The 18,216-nt window shown below is 69.2% G+C and carries 11 protein-coding genes; 9 read left to right on the forward strand and 2 right to left on the reverse strand.

Going from position 1 to position 18,216, the window contains the following annotated elements:
• Nucleotide 1 precedes the first annotated feature (1 nt).
• From KBY97_RS01630 to KBY97_RS01645, 4 genes are read left to right on the forward strand one after another with little or no spacing between them, the layout of a single operon-like run.
• Nucleotides 2-3,403 carry an exodeoxyribonuclease V subunit gamma gene (locus KBY97_RS01630; RefSeq protein WP_255144891.1) on the forward strand — a complete coding sequence of 1,134 codons (3,402 nt, stop codon included), beginning with the start codon at nt 2-4 and terminating at the stop codon, nt 3,401-3,403.
• Nucleotides 3,400-7,323 carry a UvrD-helicase domain-containing protein gene (locus KBY97_RS01635; RefSeq protein ID WP_255144892.1) on the forward strand — a complete coding sequence of 1,308 codons (3,924 nt, stop codon included), beginning with the start codon at nt 3,400-3,402 and terminating at the stop codon, nt 7,321-7,323. Before KBY97_RS01630 ends, KBY97_RS01635 begins: the two co-directional genes overlap by 4 nt.
• On the forward strand, nt 7,320-9,026 hold the full coding sequence (locus KBY97_RS01640) for an AAA family ATPase (protein WP_255144893.1): 1,707 nt from the start codon (nt 7,320-7,322) through the stop codon (nt 9,024-9,026). Before KBY97_RS01635 ends, KBY97_RS01640 begins: the two co-directional genes overlap by 4 nt.
• Nucleotides 9,023-10,297: an MFS transporter gene (locus KBY97_RS01645; protein WP_255144895.1), complete on the forward strand. Its 1,275-nt coding sequence runs from the start codon at nt 9,023-9,025 to the stop codon at nt 10,295-10,297. Before KBY97_RS01640 ends, KBY97_RS01645 begins: the two co-directional genes overlap by 4 nt.
• A gap of 173 nt (nt 10,298-10,470) precedes the next feature.
• Here the strand turns inward: KBY97_RS01645 and KBY97_RS01650 are convergent, their stop codons facing one another.
• A complete protein-coding gene (locus KBY97_RS01650) occupies nt 10,471-12,639 on the reverse strand; it encodes a glutamine synthetase III (RefSeq protein ID WP_255144896.1) in 2,169 nt (722 codons plus the stop codon).
• A 271-nt stretch (nt 12,640-12,910) separates the two neighbouring features.
• Between KBY97_RS01650 and KBY97_RS01655 the strand changes: the two genes are divergently transcribed.
• The 4 genes from KBY97_RS01655 to KBY97_RS01670 all read left to right on the forward strand — a co-directional run bounded on the left by KBY97_RS01655 (nt 12,911) and on the right by KBY97_RS01670 (nt 15,994).
• On the forward strand, nt 12,911-13,135 hold the full coding sequence (locus KBY97_RS01655) for a hypothetical protein (protein WP_094511015.1): 225 nt from the start codon (nt 12,911-12,913) through the stop codon (nt 13,133-13,135).
• Entirely contained in the window at nt 13,128-13,535 is a 408-nt protein-coding gene (locus KBY97_RS01660; RefSeq protein ID WP_255144897.1) for a phosphomannose isomerase type II C-terminal cupin domain, read from the forward strand. Before KBY97_RS01655 ends, KBY97_RS01660 begins: the two co-directional genes overlap by 8 nt.
• 153 nt (nt 13,536-13,688) lie before the next feature.
• Nucleotides 13,689-15,671, forward strand: coding sequence for a DEAD/DEAH box helicase (locus KBY97_RS01665; protein WP_255144898.1), 1,983 nt, complete (start codon nt 13,689-13,691; stop codon nt 15,669-15,671).
• A gap of 38 nt (nt 15,672-15,709) precedes the next feature.
• Nucleotides 15,710-15,994: a hypothetical protein gene (locus tag KBY97_RS01670; RefSeq protein WP_255144899.1), complete on the forward strand. Its 285-nt coding sequence runs from the start codon at nt 15,710-15,712 to the stop codon at nt 15,992-15,994.
• 4 nt (nt 15,995-15,998) lie between these two features.
• Here KBY97_RS01670 and KBY97_RS01675 read toward each other — a convergent pair whose 3' ends face one another.
• The gene (locus tag KBY97_RS01675; RefSeq protein ID WP_255144900.1) at nt 15,999-16,199 is read right to left on the reverse strand and encodes a hypothetical protein; all 201 of its coding nucleotides are present in this window, start codon (nt 16,197-16,199) and stop codon (nt 15,999-16,001) included.
• Nucleotides 16,200-16,314: 115 nt separating this feature from the next.
• Between KBY97_RS01675 and KBY97_RS01680 the strand changes: the two genes are divergently transcribed.
• The gene (locus tag KBY97_RS01680) at nt 16,315-18,147 is read left to right on the forward strand and encodes an ABC transporter ATP-binding protein (protein ID WP_399217091.1); all 1,833 of its coding nucleotides are present in this window, start codon (nt 16,315-16,317) and stop codon (nt 18,145-18,147) included.
• The last annotated feature ends 69 nt before the right edge of the window (nt 18,148-18,216 follow it).

The following is an 18,216-nucleotide window of genomic DNA, read 5'->3' on the forward strand; positions in this document are numbered from 1 at the left end:
CGTGCTGAGCGTTTTCCGCAGCAACCGCGCTGAACAGCTGGCCGCCCTGCTTGCTCTGCAGCTGCTTCACGACCCGCCCGGGCCGTTCGAAACCGTGCGGGTGGTGGTGAACACCTGGCCCACCAGCCGCTGGCTGGGTGAGCAACTGGCCGTGGAGCTCGGTGGCATCGCCGCCAACCTGCGCTTTCCCTTCCTTACCAGCGAGCTGCGCCAAACCGTGGACGGCTTGCTCGGCGAAGGCGCCGCGGGCGGCGATCCCTGGCGGGCCACCGAGCTGGTGTGGCCACTGCTGGAGCTGCTGCCCGCCCTGGCCGCCGGCCCGGACGCCGCCCTGCTGGCCCGCTGGCTGGAGCAGCGCGGCCATGGCCAACGACCGGCCCTCGACCTGCCCCTGTGGCAACTGGGCCGGGCGATCGCCGACAGCTTCGACGACCTCAGCCTCTACCGGCCGTCGATGGTGGCCGCCTGGTGCCACGGCCACGACCAGGACGCCCGCGGCCAGCCGCTGCCGGCCGATCAGCTCTGGCAACCGCGTCTGTTCCGCCAGCTGCACGACCGCCTCGGCCGGCCGCCCTTTGGCCTCAAGGTGCTCACGGCGATCGAGCGGTTGCGTGGCGGCACCGCCTGCCTCGATGGCCTCCAGGGTTCGCTGCGGCTGTTCGGCCTGAGCAGTGCTGCGCCGGTGCAGGTGCACCTGCTGCAGGCGCTCGCTTCGGTGGTGCCGGTGGATCTCTATCTGCTCACCCCCTGCCGTGACCTCTGGCAGCGCTGCAGCGACCGGCGCCGCAGCCTCGGTGGGGCGATCGAACTGGCCGATCCCCACGACCTCGACTGGCTGGCGCGCACGCCCGGGCTCGAAGCCCGCTTCGGGCGGCTCGGCGGCGAATTCCAGCAACTGCTGGAGGGCACCGGCGACACGCAACTGGCCGCCGAGGAAACCCGCGACCTCTTCCTGCTGCCCGCCAGTGCCGCTGAGCATCAAGGGCTGCGGCCGCCCAACTTGCTGGAGCAACTGCAGCAGCAGCTGGTGGAGGCGGACGCCTGGCCCACCCTGACGCTGGCGCCCGGGGACCACTCGCTGGAGTTTCACCCCTGTCCGGGGCGGCTGCGCCAGGTGCAGATCGTGCGCGACCGGTTGCTGCAGCTGCTGGCCGAGGACCCCAGCCTCGAACCACGCCACATCCTGGTGATGACCCCCCAGGTGGAGCGGCTGGCGCCATTGCTGGGTTCAGTGTTCGGCGACAGCGGCGCCACCGGGGTGGTCCTCCCCTGGCGGCTGACCGACCGCAGCCAGCAAGGCGACGCCAGCATCGGCGGGGCCCTGCTGCAACTCTTGCGCCTGGGCGGGGAGCGGCTCACCGCTTCCGCGCTCGAGGCCCTGCTGGAGAACGGCGCCCTGCAGGCCCACTTCGATCTGGAAGCTGACGAACCCGCCGCCTTGAATGCCGCGCTGCAGGCCACCGGCTTCCGCTGGGGCCTCGATGGCGCCGCCCGCGGCGGCGATCCCACCCACAGCCTGCGTTGGGCCATCGACAGGCTGCTGCTGGGTCAGGTGCTGGCCGACCAACCGGGCGTGGCCGTGGGCCTCACCGCCCCGCAGGCGCTGGGGGGCAGCGTGGAGCGCCAGGCGCGCTGGATCAGGCTGCTCATCGAGCTGCAGCGCGTGCTCGACGGGCTGGGCCGGCCGCGCAGCGCCGTCGCCTGGGGCAGCCAGCTGGCCGAGCTGCTGCCGGAGCTGTTCGGCGAGGGGGGAGAGCGGGCCTGGGAGTTGCAGGCGATTCGTGCCGCCATTGCCGATTGGCAAGCCAGCGCCGCCCGCTGCCCGCTGCCGATCGGCGCGCCGGTGGTGGCCGCGGTGCTGGAGGAGCGCCTCACAAGCGACAGCGGCCGCTTCGGCCACCGCAGCGGCGCCCTCACGATCAGCGCCCTGGAACCGATGCGGGCCATTCCGCACCGGGTGATCGTGCTGATGGGCCTCGACGCCGAGGTGTTTCCGCGGCAACGGCAGCGCCCCGGCTTCGACCTGATGGAACGGGAACGGCGGCTCGGTGATCCCCATCCCGCCGACCAGGACCGCTACGTGTTGATGGAGGCGTTGCTGTCAGCCCGCGACCATCTGCTCATTGCCTGGACCAGCCGCGAGGAGCGCAAAGGGGAGGAGATGCCACCGGCCACCGCCGTGCGCCAGTGGCTGGAGCTGCTGAAGGCGGAGCTGGGGGAGCCGCTGGCGCAGCGGCTGGTGGTGCACCATGCCGCCAACCCGCTGGAGCGCGCCAACTTCCTGGCCACAGGCGAGCGGCCACCGGCCAGCTGCGACCGGCGCCACCTGCTGGCGCGCCAGCAGCTCGATGGCGCCGCAGCCGTGGCACCGGCCCTGCCGCTGGCCCTGCAGGAGCCGGCCGAGCCGCCGGCCAGCGGTGTGGCGGAGGCACGGACGCGAGAGTTGGCTGGCGGGGACGAGGCCGGCCTTGATCCCTGGAGCGACCTGCGTGACTGGCTGCTGGCGCCCCAGGCGCAATGGCTGAAGGAGCTGGGCCTTCGGCCCAAGGAGTGGGTGGAACCGCTCGATGACCTCGAAGCCCTCGAGCTCGATGAACGGCAGCGGGCCTGGCTGCTGCGTCAGGAGCATGAACGGCAGACCAGCGCGCTGTCAGCGGCGCAATCGGCGGGGCTGACAGCAGCGCAGCACACTCCCCTGCCTGCCCCCGATTGGCGCCTGCTGGCACAGGGGCGCGGGGTGCTGCCGCCGCTGGGCGCCGGGGCCCTGGAGGTTCAGACATTGACGGACCGCTGGGACACCCTGCAGCAGGTGCTGGCAGACCTGGGCCCGCCGCGGCCCCTGGCGTTGCGTTGGCAACCGGGCGAGGCCCGCACAGCCCTGCGGGCGCTGGCCACTGAGGTCATGGTTCACGGCGACGCGCTGGTGCATGTGCGGCTAGCGCGTCCCCGCCCTTGCGACCGCCTCGGCCTGTGGCTGGAACTGCTGCTGGCCGCCGCCGCCGGAGCCGCGCCCAGGGAAGCACGCCTGATCGCCCGCGAGAAGGAGGCTTTCCAGCTGGTGGGCGTCTGGGTGGCGCCAGCGCCTGTTGTGGCGGAGCAACACCTCAACGGCCTGCTCCAGTGGCGCCAGGAGCACCACCTGCGTTGCTGGCCGGTGCCACCGGCCATGGGTTACGCCTATGCGTTGGCGGAATGGAAAAAAGCCGGAAGCGGTGCCGGCGCCGCCAGCAGCGCCTGGGAGGGGGGGCTGTTCGCCATGGCGGAACGGGAGGAGGCGCCGCTGGCGCTGGCCTTCGGCGGCGGCACCCCCGCCGCCGACCTGCTGGCGGGACGCTTCGGCGATGTCTGCGGCCTGGCGCTAGCGCTGTGGACGCCGCTGCTGGACGCGCAGGTGCAGCCATGAGCCAAACCCTGAGCCAGGCCAACAGCCAGCGAGAGCCACGCTCGAACCCAGCCGATGGGCCGCTGCAGGAGTTCGATGCCAATGCCCTGCCGCTCAGCGCCGGCCTGCGACTGCTTGAGGCCAGTGCGGGCACCGGCAAAACCTTTGCCCTGGCCCATCTGGTGTTGCGCCTGGTCACGGAGCCACACCTGGAGGAGCAGCCCCTGGCGGTGCGGGAGCTGCTGGTGGTGACCTTCACCGAAGCGGCGGCGGCGGAGCTGCGTGACCGGATCGGCCGGCGGTTTCAGCAGGCCCTGGAGGCGCTTGACACACTGCAGACGCCCGCCGCCGACCGCCCCGCCATGGACGCGGTGCTGGCCGGCTGGCTGGAGCAATGGCCCACCGACACCAACGTGCCCCAGCTGCGGGCCCGGCTGCTGCTGGCCCTCGAAGAGCTCGATGCCGCCGACATCACCACGATCCACGGCTTCTGCCACCGCAACCTGCGGCGCCAGGCGCTGGAGGCGGGCCTGGGCCCGCAGCTGGAGGTGGAAACGGAAGGGGCCGAACTCGCCGAACAGGTCGTCCACGACTACTGGCACAGCCAGGTGCTGCCCCTGCCGCTGCACCTGCTGCAAGGGCTGAAACGGGCCAAGGTGACCCCGGCCAGCCTCGCCGGCCTGCTCCAGCAGCTGGAAGGTGATGCGGCGCTGACGCCCCCGCCCCTGCCGGACGGCTGGCAGGCCGAGGCGCCGCTGCAGGGGCAGCTCACTGGCTTCTGGAGCGAGGTCTGGGAACGGTTCAAGCCGTTGTGGGCGGCGAAGGGGGAAGCGCTGGAGCAGGCGTTCTGTGCCAGCGCCAAGCAATGGAAGGCGCTGGGGACCAGCGCCATAACGCCCTACGCCGGCAAACCCAGAACGAATCGGGTCGAGGAGCTGACGGCCTGGCTCGCCGCCCAGCCCGATCCCGGCTCCTACGCCGACTTGCACATCCACAAGCACACCTGGCTGCCCGACTACTTCCATCCCGGTGCCTTCACGAAGGTCGCTCAGGCGTTCGAAACCCCACCGGTGTCGTTGCCGCAGCGGCCGCTGCTGGAAGCGGTGGCCGCGTTGGTGGATGGCCCCGCCGAAGCCGTGCTGGCCCATTTCTGCCACTGGGGGGCTGGGGAACTGCGCAGCCGGCGGCAGCGGGCCGGGCGGATCAGCTACGGGGAGCTGCTGCGGGGCCTTGATCCGGGCCCGTCCGGCACCGAGCGCCCCGCACTGATCGAGGCGCTGCGCCGCCGCTACCGGGCGGCCCTGATCGATGAATTCCAGGACACCGACCCGATCCAGTGGCGCACATTGAGACAGGCCTTCGCTCCTGCCGGTGACATCAGCCGCCATCTGCTGGTGATCGTGGGGGACCCCAAACAGGCGATCTACCGCTTCCGTGGCGGCGATCTCGACACCTACCTGGCGGCGCGGCAGCTGGCGGGGGCTCCCTCCATCCGCGGCATGCGCCACAACTTCCGCGCCTCCGGGCCCCTGGTGGCCGCGCTCAACCGCTTGATGGCCCGGGGGCTGGTGCGCACCGGCCTGGACGTGCCCGCCGTGGTGGCCCAACCGCAGAACCAACTGCTGCAGTTGCGACTGCCACCGGGCCAGGCGTCGCTGCAACTGCTGTGGCTGGGGCCGGAGCCCGGATCCGCCGCCACCGGGGCGAAGCTGCCCAGCAAAACCGAGCTGGAGAAGACCCTGCCCGATCAGATCGGCGCGCTGACACTCGATCTGCTGCAGCGCGGCGTTGAGGTACGGGAACACGGCGAGCAGCGTGCCCTGGAGCCGGGCGACATCTGCCTGCTGGTGAGCCGCCACTCCCAGGCCGACGCCCTGCGCCGGGCCCTGGAGGAACGGGGCATCGCCAGCCGGCTGGTGAGCAAGGGCGATGTGTTCGAAAGCGAAGGGGCCGCCGCCCTGCAACGCCTGCTCGATGCCCTGGCGGAGCCTGCCAGCGGCCCGCGCCAACGGCTGCTGGCCGCCTCCCCCCTGCTGGGCTGGAGTCCCCGGCGCCTCGCCGCCGCCAGCCCAGCCGACTGGGATGCCCTGGCCGGCCGCCTGGCCCGGCTGGCGGAAGGGCTGGGGCCGCGGGGCCTGCTGGGGGTGCTCGCCGAGCTGTTGGATGGCGAGGGGCTGGGGCGCCTCTCGCAAAGCGGCAGGGTGCTCGCCGATCTGCAGCAATGCGCCGAGCTGGTGCAGGAGCAGATGCACAACGAGCAGCTGGGGGCGGTGGCCGCCGCCGACTGGTTGCGTCGCCGCCGCCGCCATCCGCCCAACGACCCGCCGGAACGGCATCAGCCCCACAGCGATGCGGTGGAATCGGCCGTGCGGGTGGTGACGGTGCACCGCAGCAAGGGGTTGGAGTTCCCCGTGGTGATCTGTCCCTACCTCTGGCAGGCGCCCCAGCCAGGCAGCAGCAACCCTGGCGTGCGCTGGACGCCCCCCGGTGCCGCGGGCCCCAGCCTTGACATTTCCCTGGACCCCCGCTGGGGCGTGGGCCTTGAGGCGCGGCAGCAGACCCACCTGGCTGGGGCACAGGAGGCCGAGCGGCTGGCCTATGTGGCGCTGACCCGGGCCATGCAGTTGCTGGTGCTCGTCTACGGCCCCGCCAAGGGCCAGGCGGCCAATCCACTGCGGCCCTGGCTGTTCCCCGGTCAGCCCCTGGGCGAACCCGGCGACGACGACCCCAGCGCCTTGGCCTTGGGCCCAGGCGACGCCCTGAGTGGTCTGAGCTGGATCCAGCTGCCGGCGGAGGCTGCCGCAGCGGGGCGCTGGCAGCACCCGCCCCGCTGCGGCAGCTTGTGCACCGGCCCGGTGCCGCAGCGGCTGCTTGATGGCAACTGGGGGCGCAGCAGCTACTCCAGCTGGACGCACAGCAGCAGCGGCGGGGCACTGGCTCCAGCGGCGCTCGAAGAAGGCCGGGAAACCGATGCGAACACCGCTGCCCCACCGATCGAGGCGCCGGCGGCCGCCCCTCTGATCGAAGCGGCGGCCAGCGCCAGCTCCGTTGCAGCCAGCCCCGACCCAACCGCCCACGGACCGCTGCAGGATTTCCCGAGGGGGGCCGGCGCCGGCGATTGCCTGCACCGCATCCTCGAGCAGGTCGACCATCAACGCTGTGCCATTGCCGATCCCGCCACCGCCGCCCTGGTGGAGCTGGAGCTGGAGCGGGCCGGCATCGGCGTGGAGCAACGTGATGCCGTGCTGGCGGGCCTTGAGCAGCTGCGCCTCACCCCGATGGGCGGCGCCCTGGGTGGCTTCTGCCTGGCCGATCTACCGCTGACACGGCGGCTCAACGAAATGAACTTCGACCTGCCCCTGGCCACCCAGGCAGAGCAGGGCATCCAGAGCCAGCCGCTGGTGCGCGCCGCCGGGCTGGCAGCGCCATTCCGCGAGCACCCCAGCGGGGCCTTCGGCGCTGCCTACGCCAGCCAGCTGGAGCTGCTGCCGGTCGCCAGCCGCGGTTTTCTCACCGGCTCGATCGATCTGGTGTTCACCGCTCCAGGCGCAGCTCCCGATGGCGCTGGTGAGGTGCGCTGGTGGGTGGCCGACTGGAAGAGCAACTGGCTGGGTGAGCGCGGCGAGCACGGCCAGCCGCTGGCCTGCGGTCCGTTGCACTACAGCCCGGAGGCGATGGCGGCGCTGATGGCAGCGAATCACTACCCGCTCCAGGCCCACCTGTACCTGGTGGCGTTGCACCGCTACCTGCGCTGGCGCCTGCCCAACTACACCCCCGAGCGGCACCTGGGTGGCTACGTCTACGTGTTCCTGCGCGGGGTGCCGGGAGAGCAGGCGCCGGCGGGCGGCCCCGGAGCGGCGGTGCCGGGAATGTTCGTGGAAGCGGCTGATCCCGGCCGGCTGCTGGCCCTTGACGCCGCCCTGCGGGAGGGTCAGCCATGACGCAACCCGCGGGAGGGGCACCGGGCACGGCGGCCAGCCCCGGCTGGACGCTGGGGATGGCCCTGGCCGAAGCCTTGCCCCGCCTCTATAGGGTGGAGCGCGATCCGTTGGTGGAGGAGCTGATCCTAGCGCTGGCGCTGGCGGTGCAGCGCGGCGAGCTGGAGCTGCCGCTCGCTGGACCAGCGCCGGAAGGGATCGGAACAGAGAGCTTGGCCGCCGGCCTCTGGCCGGAGGGCCACCGGGCGGCGCTGGAGCGCTCGCCCCTGCTCGACGTTGGCCGGGAACCACCGCAGGCGGGCCCGGCGCCGCTGGTGCACACGGCGGCCGGTGGCCTGGCCTGGCGCCGTTGGCGCGACCAGCTCGATGACGTGCTGGCCCAGCTGCGGCAACGGGCCCTGAGCCCGCTGGAGCCAGCGCTGCCGCTAGAGCATCGCCAACGCCTGCGCGATGTGGCCTGCCGCCGCGGAGCGCTCGATGCTCAGCAAGTGCGGGCGGTGGAGGCCCTGCTCTCCCAGCGGCTGGTGCTGCTCGGCGGTGGTCCGGGCACCGGCAAAACCACCACGGTGGTGCAGATGCTGGCCGCGGCGCTGGAGGCCCGCCCCGACCTGCGCGTGCACCTGGCGGCCCCCACCGGCAAGGCCGCCACGCGGCTGCGGCAGGCGATCCGTGAACGCGGGGACCGCCTGCCCGACGACCTGGCCGAACGCTGCATGGCCCTGCCCTGCACCACCTTGCACCGCTTGCTGGAAAGCCGCGGCGATGGCTTCGCCCGCAACCACCGCCACCCGCTCGCCCTCGATCTTCTGGTGATCGATGAGGTGTCGATGCTGGATCTGGCGCTGATGGCGGCCGTGCTCGACGCCCTGCCGCAGCAGGCCCAACTGCTGCTGGTGGGCGATCCCGCCCAGTTGCCGCCGGTGAGCCCCGGCGCCGTGCTGATCGCCCTTGAAGGGGACCACCGCCGGGCCTCCCTGGGGGACGCGATGGTGCAACTGGCCACGCCCTACCGCAACGAAGGGGCGATCGCCGCCGTGGCCGCCCAGCTGCGCAACGGCGCCGGTGCCCGGCTGCAGCGAAGCCTTGCCGCACTGACCCCCCGCGACAACCTGCACTGGCTGCGCTGCGAGCCGCCGCGGCTGCCCGAAGCACCGCTGGGGCGGCTGCGCGCCCATCAGGAACGGCTGGGCGCGCTGGCAGCGGCCTTCGATCCCAGCCAACCGGCGACGGCCCAGGCGCTGCTGAACGAGCTGGAGGCCTGCGTGCTGCTCACGCCCGTACGCAGCGGCAACTGGGGGGTGGAGGCCCTGCACCGCCGCCTGTTGGGAGAGGCCGCCGAGCGGGGCGCGGCAGCCTGGCCGCTCGGCACGCCGGTGCTGTGCAGCCGCAACCTGGCGGAACAGAACCTGGCCAATGGCGATGTGGGCGTGGTGGTGCGGCAGGGACGCGACACCCTGCTGCTGTTCGGCGACGACACGGCCGGCCCCCGGTTGCTCCATCCCGCCCGCCTGCCGGGCGCGGAACCGGCCCTGGCGCTCACGATCCATAAGTCGCAGGGCAGCCAATACCAGGAGGTGGTGGTGCTGCTGCCCAGGAGTGAGCGCTGGGATGGGCGCCTGCTGTACACCGCCCTCACCCGCGCCCGCCAGGAGGCCTGGCTGGTCACCCCAGCGGTTCCGCCCTGGGCGCCGGCGCCGGGCCCGTGATCTCTGGCGGCAGGCCCACCCTCACGGCTGCGGACTGGCGGATCTGGGCCCTCACCGCCGCCGGCAAATACCTGGAAGGGCTGGTGGTGTTCATGGGGGGCATCAGCCTGCCGCTGGTGCAACGGGAGCTGGCGCCGGCCACTGACCCGGCAGGTCTGCTGGCGGCCGCACCGCTGATCGGCATCCTCGTAGGCGCGCCCCTTCTGGGCACCCTGGCCGACCGCTGGGGCCGTCGGCCGGTGTTCCTGGCCGAGTTGTTGCTGCTGCTGGCGGGACTGCTGGGGGCCGCCGCCAGTCCGAATGTGACCTGTCTGGTGGCGGCGTTGCTGGTGATCGGGCTGGCGCTCGGCGCCGACTACCCCACCGGCCATCTGGTGATCTCCGAGCAGTTACCGGCGCCCTGGCGCGGCCCGCTGGTGCTGGGCGCCTTCGGCTGCCAGGCCGTAGGGGCACTGAGCGGCAGCCTGCTGGGGTTGCTGCTGGCCGCTGGCGGTGGCACGGGGCAGCTGGGCTGGCGCAGCCTTTATCTCTTGCCGGTGCTGCCGGTGCTGCTGCTCACCTGGGCGCGGCTGGGGGTGCCGGAAAGCCCAGGCTGGCGACCGCCGGGTTCTCTCCAGCGCCACGCCGCTGGAGACGGGGAATCGGCCAGCCCGTTGGCGCCCCCGTTGCTCCGCCCCCTGCTGCTGGCCGGGCTGCCCTGGTTTGTGCAGGACATCAGCACCTACGGGGTGGGCATCTTCCTGCCGCAGCTCCTGGTGGAGGGCGGCGTTGCACAGCACAGCCTGGGCTGGGCCACCGCCGCCGATGGGCTGTTCGTGGCCGGGATCGGCCTGGCGATCGTGCTGGTGGATCGGTGGGGGCGAATCGGGCTGCAGGTGGCCGGCTTCGCAGGCTGCGCCGCCGGGCTGGCGCTGGCGGCGTGGGGCTGCAGAAGCGCGGTGCAGGCCCCCAGCCTGGTGATCGCCGGGATGGGACTGTTCCTGTTCACGACCAACGCCGGCCCCAATGCCACCACCTATCTGCTGGCGGGGGAAGTGTTCCCAATGGCCCAGCGCGGCCAGGGGGCGGGCCTTGCGGCTGCCGCAGGCAAAGCCGGTGCGGTGCTCGCCGCCTTCACGTTGCCGGGGCTGCTGCACCGTTGGGGAGCCGGGCCGGTGCTGGCAGGCCTGGCGCTCAGCTCGATGATCGGTGGGCTGCTCACCGGCTGGTTGCAGCTCGACCCGGCGCTGGAGCATGCCCAAGCCGGCGCGGGCGCAGCGCAGGAGCGGTAAGCAGCCCGCGCAGGAGCGTTCCACAAAAAAGGGGCCTCGGCGCGCGTTGTAGCGGCCAGGACCCCAGACATGGACCATTCAGAACAACGTTCGGTGCAGCGCTGCGTGCAGTGCTGCGTGCAGTGCTCAGAACGCACAGGGGACAAGAGAGAGCCCGCCCCCCAACGCGCTGGCTACTTGATGAACAGCATCTCCTGGTAGGTGGGCAGGGGCCAGGCGTTGTCGTCCACCAGGGTTTCGAGCCCATCAACGGCTTCGCGGATCTTGTACATCAGCGGCAGCAGGGTGTCGGCGCAGTGGCGCATGTGGGCAGTCTCCCCATGGGGCGGGCTGGCCAGAGCGGATTCCAGGGCCACGGCGTTGGCCAGCAGCTCCTGGTTGAGGGTGGCGATGCGGCCCGCCATGGCCCGATCGGGCGGCAGACCCAAGGTTTCCTGGTAGTGGAGGGAATTGGCCAGCTGGCCGAGGTAGGTCATCACCGCCGGGTACACCTGGGTGCGGGCCATCTGCAGCACCAGCTTTGCCTCCACTTCCACCGCCAGCACGTACTGCTCTGCGTACACCTCGAAGCGGCTGTGCAGCTCCACCGGGGTGAGCACACCGGTGCGCTCAAACAACGCCTTGATGTCGTCGCGCTCAAGCACCAGCAGCGCATCGGCGGTGGTGGGGAGGTTCTCCAGGCCCCTTTCGCTCACGGCCTTTTCATGCCACTCGCTGGAGTAGCCATCGCCGCCAAACACCACATTGCCGTGCTGCTGCATGATCGTCTGCAGCACTTCAGCGGCTGCCGACTCCAGCGACGCACCGGCGCCCATTTTGGCCTCCAGTTCGTCAGACATGTACTTGAGCGAATCGGCCAGGATTGTGTTCATCGCCACCAGCGGGCCGGCCACGGATTGATTCGAACCCACCGCGCGGAACTCGAAACGGTTGCCGGTGAAGGCGAACGGGGAGGTGCGGTTGCGATCGCCCGGATCCTTGGGGAACTCGGGCAGGGTGTCGACACCGAGCTGCATCAATCCACCGTGGTCGGTGCTGCCGAGGTTGCCATTCTTGATCATCGTGAACACCTCTTCCAGCTGGCTGCCGAGATACATCGAAATGATCGCGGGAGGAGCTTCGTTGGCACCAAGGCGATGATCATTGCCGGCCGTGGCCACCACTGCACGCAGCAGCGGGCCATAGAGATGCACGCCGCGAATCACAGCGCCGCAGAAGAGCAGGAATTGCATGTTCTCCTCGGGGCTGCTGCCGGGATCCAGCAGGTTGCCCTGGGTGCCGTTGCCCACCGACCAGTTGACGTGCTTGCCGGAGCCGTTGATGCCTGCGAAGGGCTTCTCGTGCAGCAGGCAATTCATGCCGTGACGGCGCGCCGTATTCTTCAGCAGCGTCATGGTGAGCTGCTGGTGGTCGGTGGCCACATTGGCCGCCTCAAAGAAGGGTGCAATCTCGAACTGGCCTGGTGCCACTTCGTTGTGGCGTGTTTTGGCGGGAATGCCCAGCTTGTACATCTGGCGTTCCACGTCCTGCATGAACACCTGCACCCGCTGGGGGATCGCACCGAAGTAGTGGTCGTCGAACTGCTGACCCTTGGCAGAAGGATGGCCGAAAAGGGTGCGGCCCGCCAGCAGCAGGTCGGGGCGGAGCGTCACGAAGGCGCTGTCAACAAGGAAATATTCCTGCTCAGCACCACAGCTGGAATTGACCGGGGCGACCTCCGTGTTGCCGAGCAACTTGAGCAGCCGCTGGGCCTGCTTGTTCATTGCTGCGTTGGAGCGCAACAACGGTGTTTTCTTGTCGAGGGCTTCACCCGTCCACGAGACGAACACCGTGGGGATGCAGAGGGTGATGCCGTTGGGCGTCTCCATCAGGAAGGCCGGGCTGGTGATGTCCCAGGCCGTATAACCGCGGGCTTCGAAGGTGGAGCGGATGCCGCCGTTGGGGAAGGAGGAACCATCAGGCTCGCCCTGCACCAGCACCTTTCCGGTGAATTCGCAGATGGCCGAACCATCGCTCTGGGTGGAGATGAAGCCGTCGTGCTTCTCAGCGGTGGAGTTGGTCAGCGGATAGAACACGTGGGCGTAATAGAGGGCTCCACGGCCCACCGCCCAGTCCTTCATGGCCTGGGCCACCACATTGGCCACGGAAACATCAAGTTTGCCGCCTTCTTTGATCGTTTTCTGAACCGATTTGAAAATTTCCTTCGGCAAGGACGACTTCATCTTGGCCAGATCGAAGACGTCAGAGGCCCACAACTCCGAGAGGGGCGCAATGGGAGGAAACTCCGGTGCTGGCCGTTCCTGGATGCACTGGATGGCGGCGAGACGCTGCGAACTGGGCATGGGAAGCAGAAAAGATCCGCCCAGCATCCAACCCCTCAGCCTTGTCTGCAGGTGAATCCGTTGCTACAGATCATTTGGTGAGCACGTTCTCGGTCCTGAATTCCTCAAGGCTCGGGCCGTTCCCAGTCGAGGGTTGAGCAGCACCGAACCAACAGCCAACAAGCACCGAACCAGCAGCCAATGGCATCTGCGGCTCCTGCCGCTGCGGTCCTGCCGCCCTTGGCAGACCACGTGATGCGACAGACTGGAAACGCATTCCGCTGCAGCGTCGATGGTTCGCTACTACCTCCTGCTGCCGGATCCGAAAGCCGGCGCCGAGGCCACGCTCGGGCGCATGCTCGACGACCGATCCGAAGCTTGCTTCGACGCCACCACCACACCCCCGGGCTGGCAGAACTGCACGAATCAGATTCAGCGCCGGCTGCACGCCCACGACAAAATCGCCGAAATCAGCCTGGAGCGCGCCCAAGCCTGGCAACCCTCCGCCTTTGCCTGAGTCCGGCCACGAGCCTCCAACAGGCCTAGAGCCTGAGGCTGACGCCGGCGTCGGCCGGTGTGAGCGCCCGTGGGGCTGGTTCGAAACTCTCGCCGACGGCAACACCTACCGGGTGAAGCGGCTGCTGGTGCTGGCTCACCGGCGCATCAGCCTGCAGCGGCATCGCCACCGCTGCGAGCACTGGGTGGTGGTGGCCGGCAACGGTTGGCTGGAGCTGGAGGGGGAATCAATGCCTGCCCAACCGGGCGCCACCCTGTTCATCCCCGTGGGCGCGATGCACCGGCTCACTGCCGGCTCCAGCGATCTGGTGATCGTTGAGGTGCAGCGGGGCAGTCGCCTCGAAGAAAGCGACATCGAGCGGTGGCAGGACGATTACGGCCGAACTGTCAGCAGCACATGAGCGGGACTTCAGCCGTTCAGGTGTTACATTGTGGGTTCACCCTTTAATGAAGGGCAAGGCAGGCGTGCTACAGGCCATCAAGGCCATGAGCTTCGGGTTGCTGCCGGCCTGTGTTGAAGGAACTCCTCAGGCCCCAGCCACCCACCCAGATTCGTGACCCAGCCTTCTGCTTGCGAGAGCTTCGCGTGCTCCGTTGACACCAACGCGTCCCTCGCCGCCTCCGATTCCACCCCGACGAGCCCCCCCATCACCACCATTTCTCTCTCCGCTGACCCAACCGTCACCGATTCCTCCGAACTGCCGCTGACAAGCGTGGATCTCACTGCGCTGGAAACCTCCTGCAGCAGCAGCACCGTGGCGGAAGCCATCAATGAGGCCAGCACTTTGACCGTGCCGGTGAGCACCACCGAAGCTCCTGCTGAGCCGAAGAACGGCTTTGCCAGCTTCGGCTTCTCCGCCGAGTTGCTTGAAGCCGTCGAAGGCTGCGGCTACACCGAACCTTCCCCGATTCAGAAAGCCGCCATTCCCGAGCTGCTGCTGGGCCGCGATCTGGTGGGCCAAGCGCAGACCGGCACCGGCAAGACAGCCGCCTTCGCCCTCCCCCTGCTGGCCCGCCTCGATCCAGCCCAGCGCACCCCTCAGGTGCTGGTGCTCACCCCCACGCGCGAGCTGGCGCTGCAGGTGGCGGAATCCTTCAACAGCTACGCCACCAAACTCCCGCAGGTGCGGGTGCTCCCCATCTACGGCGGTGCCGATTTCCGCGACCAGATCGTGCGTTTGCGCCGTGGTGTGCAGGTGGTGGTGGGCACTCCTGGCCGGGTGATGGATCACATGCGCCAAGGCACCCTCGATCTTTCCGGCCTGCGCAGCCTCGTGCTCGACGAAGCCGATGAAATGCTGCGCATGGGCTTCATCGACGACGTGGAGTGGGTGCTGGGGCAGTTGCCGAGCGAGCGCCAGGTGATCCTGTTCTCTGCCACCATGCCGGCCGAAATTCGGCGGCTCTCAAAGAACTATCTCCGCAGCCCGGCGGAAGTGACGATCCGGCAGAAAGGGGCTGAATCCAGCTCCATTCGCCAGCGCCATCTGGTGGTGAACGGATCGCAGAAACTTGAAGCGCTCACCAGGGTGCTTGAGGCCGAAAGCAGCGAAGGTGTGATCATTTTCGCCCGCACCAAGGCCATCACCCTGGCGGTGTCTGAAGCCCTTGAACAGCAGGGCCACGATGTCGCCGTCCTCAACGGCGATGTGCCGCAGGCCCAGCGGGAGCGCACCGTGGAGCGGCTGCGCAGCGGCAAGGTGAATGTGCTGGTGGCCACCGACGTGGCCGCCCGCGGCCTCGACGTCGATCGCATCACCTTGGTGATCAACTTCGATATCCCCTTCGACAGCGAGGCCTATGTCCACCGTATCGGCCGCACCGGCCGGGCCGGTCGCAAGGGCGACGCGATCCTCTTCCTCACCCCACGGGAGCGCCGCTTCCTCTCAGGCCTTGAGCGCACCGTCGGCAAGCCGATCGACCTGATGGAGGTGCCCAGCAACGCCGATATCAACCAGAGCCGGCTCGACCGCCTGCGTCAGCGCCTCACCACTGCCGTGCAGGAACCTGCCAGTGAGCCCCAGGAGCTGGCCCTGCTGAGCGAAATCCTCTTGCGCGTCGGGCGCGAGATCGAAGCCACCCCTGAGCAGCTGGCCCTGGCCGCGCTGCAGCTTGCCGTGGGCGAGCGCCCGCTGCTGGCCCAAGGCGAAGAAAACTGGCAACAGAGCGGCGGCCGCGACCGTGACCGCCAACGGGACGGCGATGGCCGCCGCGGCGAACGCGGCGACCAACGGCGACCCCTCGGCCAGGGCCGCAGTGGCTCCGGGCTTCGCGATGAAGGCAGCGCCCCCCCCGACGACCAGATGGACCGCTTCCGCATCGAAGTGGGCTGGCGTGACCGGGTTAAGCCGGGCAACATCGTCGGAGCGATCGCCAATGAGGCCGGTCTCAACGGCCGCAGCATCGGCAGGATCCAGATCTTCGACACGCACAGCGTGATCGATTTGCCCAAGGGAATGCCTGAAGATGTGTTCGCTGCTCTCGCCCGGCTGCGGGTGATGAACAAGGAACTGCAGATCTCCCGCCACGAGGGCTGATCCCCTCGGCCCTTCCAGCCATCGCCTTGAGGCCCTCCATGCGCCAGGTCTTCGCCTTCACCTCGCTGGCCGCCCTCACGCTCTTCCCCGTTCCGGTGGAAGCCGAAACGCTGAGCGCGTCGGCTTCCAACCGTAACGACAGCGTCACGAGGTTCTGCCTGGCGGGGTTTCAAGCCGCGTTTCAGGCAGCCCGGATCGTGCCCCCGGACGGGATGGGGGCTTACACCTGCAGCTGCTTCGTGGAGCAGGTGAACAAAGGCTCCAGCATCCAGGGAGCCACTGACATCTGCCGGCAGCTCGCCACCACGAAATACCGACTCTGAGCGTTCAGCTCCAGAGGCTGGTCACGCCGTCGGTGCAGAGCAGGCTCACCTGCTCCAGGGCCAGCTTTTCAAGCGTGGCGATCAACGTGGCCTGCACCTCACTGGACTCGGTGAGCACGAGGGATTGCAGCAGATCGAAACGGTCCTGAGGGGCGAGCTCGCCGTTCTCGCACCAGGCCAGACTCCAGGGAACAGGGGCAGACATTGGTTCGGGATCGCTGGGTGTTGGTTCCGTGACAATCAGATGGCCTTCGCCCTTTTCCTCTCTTCTTCCCTTTTCCTTCTGTTCTGCTTCACGCTTTGCCACGCCTGCCCAGGCCATGCCGCCACTCGTTCCGCCCCCGTCACCATCCTTGCAAGCGCAACACCCCGCTTCCCCCGCGCTGAAGCGACTGTTGCGGGCCCTGCGGCCGCACCGCCGGAGGGTGTGGCAGGCATCGCTCTGTTCGGTGCTCAACAAAATCTTCGATCTGGCGCCCCCGGTGCTGATCGGCCTGGCGGTGGATGTGGTGGTCCGCCAGCAGACCTCCAGCCTCGCCTCGCTTGGCTTTCGCAGCGTGCCGAGCCAGCTGGGCCTGCTGGCCCTGCTCTCGTTTGTGATCTGGAGCGCTGAATCCGGCTTCGAATACCTCTACGGCGTGCTGTGGCGCAACCTCGCCCAGACTGTGCAGCACGAGCTGCGCCTCGAGGCCTACGGCCATCTCCAGCAGCTGGAGATGGCCTTCTTCGAGTCGAGCAGCAGCGGTCGGCTGATGGCGATCCTCAACGACGACATCAACCAGCTCGAGCGCTTCCTCGACCATGGCGCCAACGAGCTGCTGCAACTGGTGACGACCGTGTTGGCGGTAGGTACAGCCATGGCCGTGCTCTCCCCCAGTGTGGCGGGAGTGGCGTTTCTGCCGATCCCGGTGATCCTCTGGGGCTCCCTCAGTTTCCAGAAGCGGCTGGCTCCGCGCTACCGCGAGGTGCGTGATCGGGCCGGTGATCTCAACAGCAGCCTGGCCAACAACCTCGGCGGCATGCTCACGATCAAGAGCTTCGCCGCCGAAGCCTGGGAGCTGGAGCGCCTGCGCGGCGAAAGCGAGGCCTATCGGGTCAGCAATCGTCGGGCGATCCGCCTCTCAGCCGCCTTCATCCCACTGATCCGCTTCGCGATCCTGTTTGCCTTCCTGGCAATCCTGGTGATCGGCGGTCTGCAGGCGTGGCAGGGGGCGATCGCCGTAGGGAGCTACAGCTTCCTGGTGTTCATCACCCAGCGCCTGCTCTGGCCCCTCACCACCTTGGGCCGTACCCTCGACGACTACCAGCGGGCCATGGCCTCCACCACCCGGGTGCTGGATCTGCTTGAAACCCCGGTGAGCATTCCCGGCGGGTCCCGGCCGCTGCCGCTCCAGCAGGTGCAGGGCCGGCTGGAGTTCCGCGCTGTGGGCTTCGCGTACGGCGGCCGCGATCCCCTGCTGAGCGCTTTCGAGCTCACCGTGCCGGCCGGCAGCACCATAGGGATCGTGGGCGCCACGGGCTCGGGCAAAAGCACAATCGTGAAGCTGCTGCTAAGGCTTTATGAGGTGCAGGCCGGCGAAATCCTGCTCGATGGCCAGCCGATCCGAGAGCTGCGGCTTGGGGATCTGCGCCGGGCCATCGGGCTGGTGAGCCAGGAGGTGTTTCTGTTCCATGGCACCGTGGCCGAGAACATCGCCTACGGCAGCTTCGGGGCCAGCCGCAGCGCCATCGCCCGAGCCGCAGCCCTGGCCGAAGCCGCCGCTTTCATCGATGCCTTGCCTCAGGGCTACGACACCGTGGTGGGCGAGCGGGGCCAGCGGCTCTCGGGCGGTCAGCGGCAGCGGATCGCCCTGGCCAGGGCCATTCTCAAGAATCCCCCCGTGCTGATCCTCGATGAGGCCACCGCCGCGGTGGACAACGAAACCGAGGCGGCCATCCAGCGCTCCCTCGACCACATCACCGCCACCCGCACCACATTGGTGATCGCCCACCGGCTCAGCACCGTGCGCCACGCCGATCGGATCGTGGTGATGGACCAGGGCCGCATCGTCGAGACGGGGCGCCACGAGGAGCTGATCGTTCGCTCCGGCGCCTACGCCAACCTCTGGCGCGTCCAGGCCGGGCTGCGCCGCGAAGAACCGCTGTTGGCATGAAAGCAGGCCCAAAGCAAGCGGCTGGCATGAAAGCAGGCCCAAAGCAAGCGGCTGGCTTGAAGATGCCAG

It is taken from the genome of Synechococcus sp. ATX 2A4, from assembly GCF_024346375.1.
Classification (GTDB): Bacteria; Cyanobacteriota; Cyanobacteriia; order PCC-6307; family Cyanobiaceae; genus MW101C3.

Excerpts from the sequence above, each read along its gene's own strand:
- KBY97_RS01680 (WP_399217091.1), top strand. The coding sequence starts at position 16,315 with ATGCCGCCACTCGTTCCGCCCCCGTCACCATCCTTGCAAGCGCAACAC.
- KBY97_RS01675 (WP_255144900.1), bottom strand. The coding sequence starts at position 16,199 with ATGTCTGCCCCTGTTCCCTGGAGTCTGGCCTGGTGCGAGAACGGCGAG.
- KBY97_RS01670 (WP_255144899.1), top strand. The coding sequence starts at position 15,710 with ATGCGCCAGGTCTTCGCCTTCACCTCGCTGGCCGCCCTCACGCTCTTC.
- KBY97_RS01655 (WP_094511015.1), top strand. The coding sequence starts at position 12,911 with ATGGTTCGCTACTACCTCCTGCTGCCGGATCCGAAAGCCGGCGCCGAG.
- KBY97_RS01640 (WP_255144893.1), top strand. The coding sequence starts at position 7,320 with ATGACGCAACCCGCGGGAGGGGCACCGGGCACGGCGGCCAGCCCCGGC.
- KBY97_RS01635 (WP_255144892.1), top strand. The coding sequence starts at position 3,400 with ATGAGCCAAACCCTGAGCCAGGCCAACAGCCAGCGAGAGCCACGCTCG.
- KBY97_RS01650 (WP_255144896.1), bottom strand. The coding sequence starts at position 12,639 with ATGCCCAGTTCGCAGCGTCTCGCCGCCATCCAGTGCATCCAGGAACGG.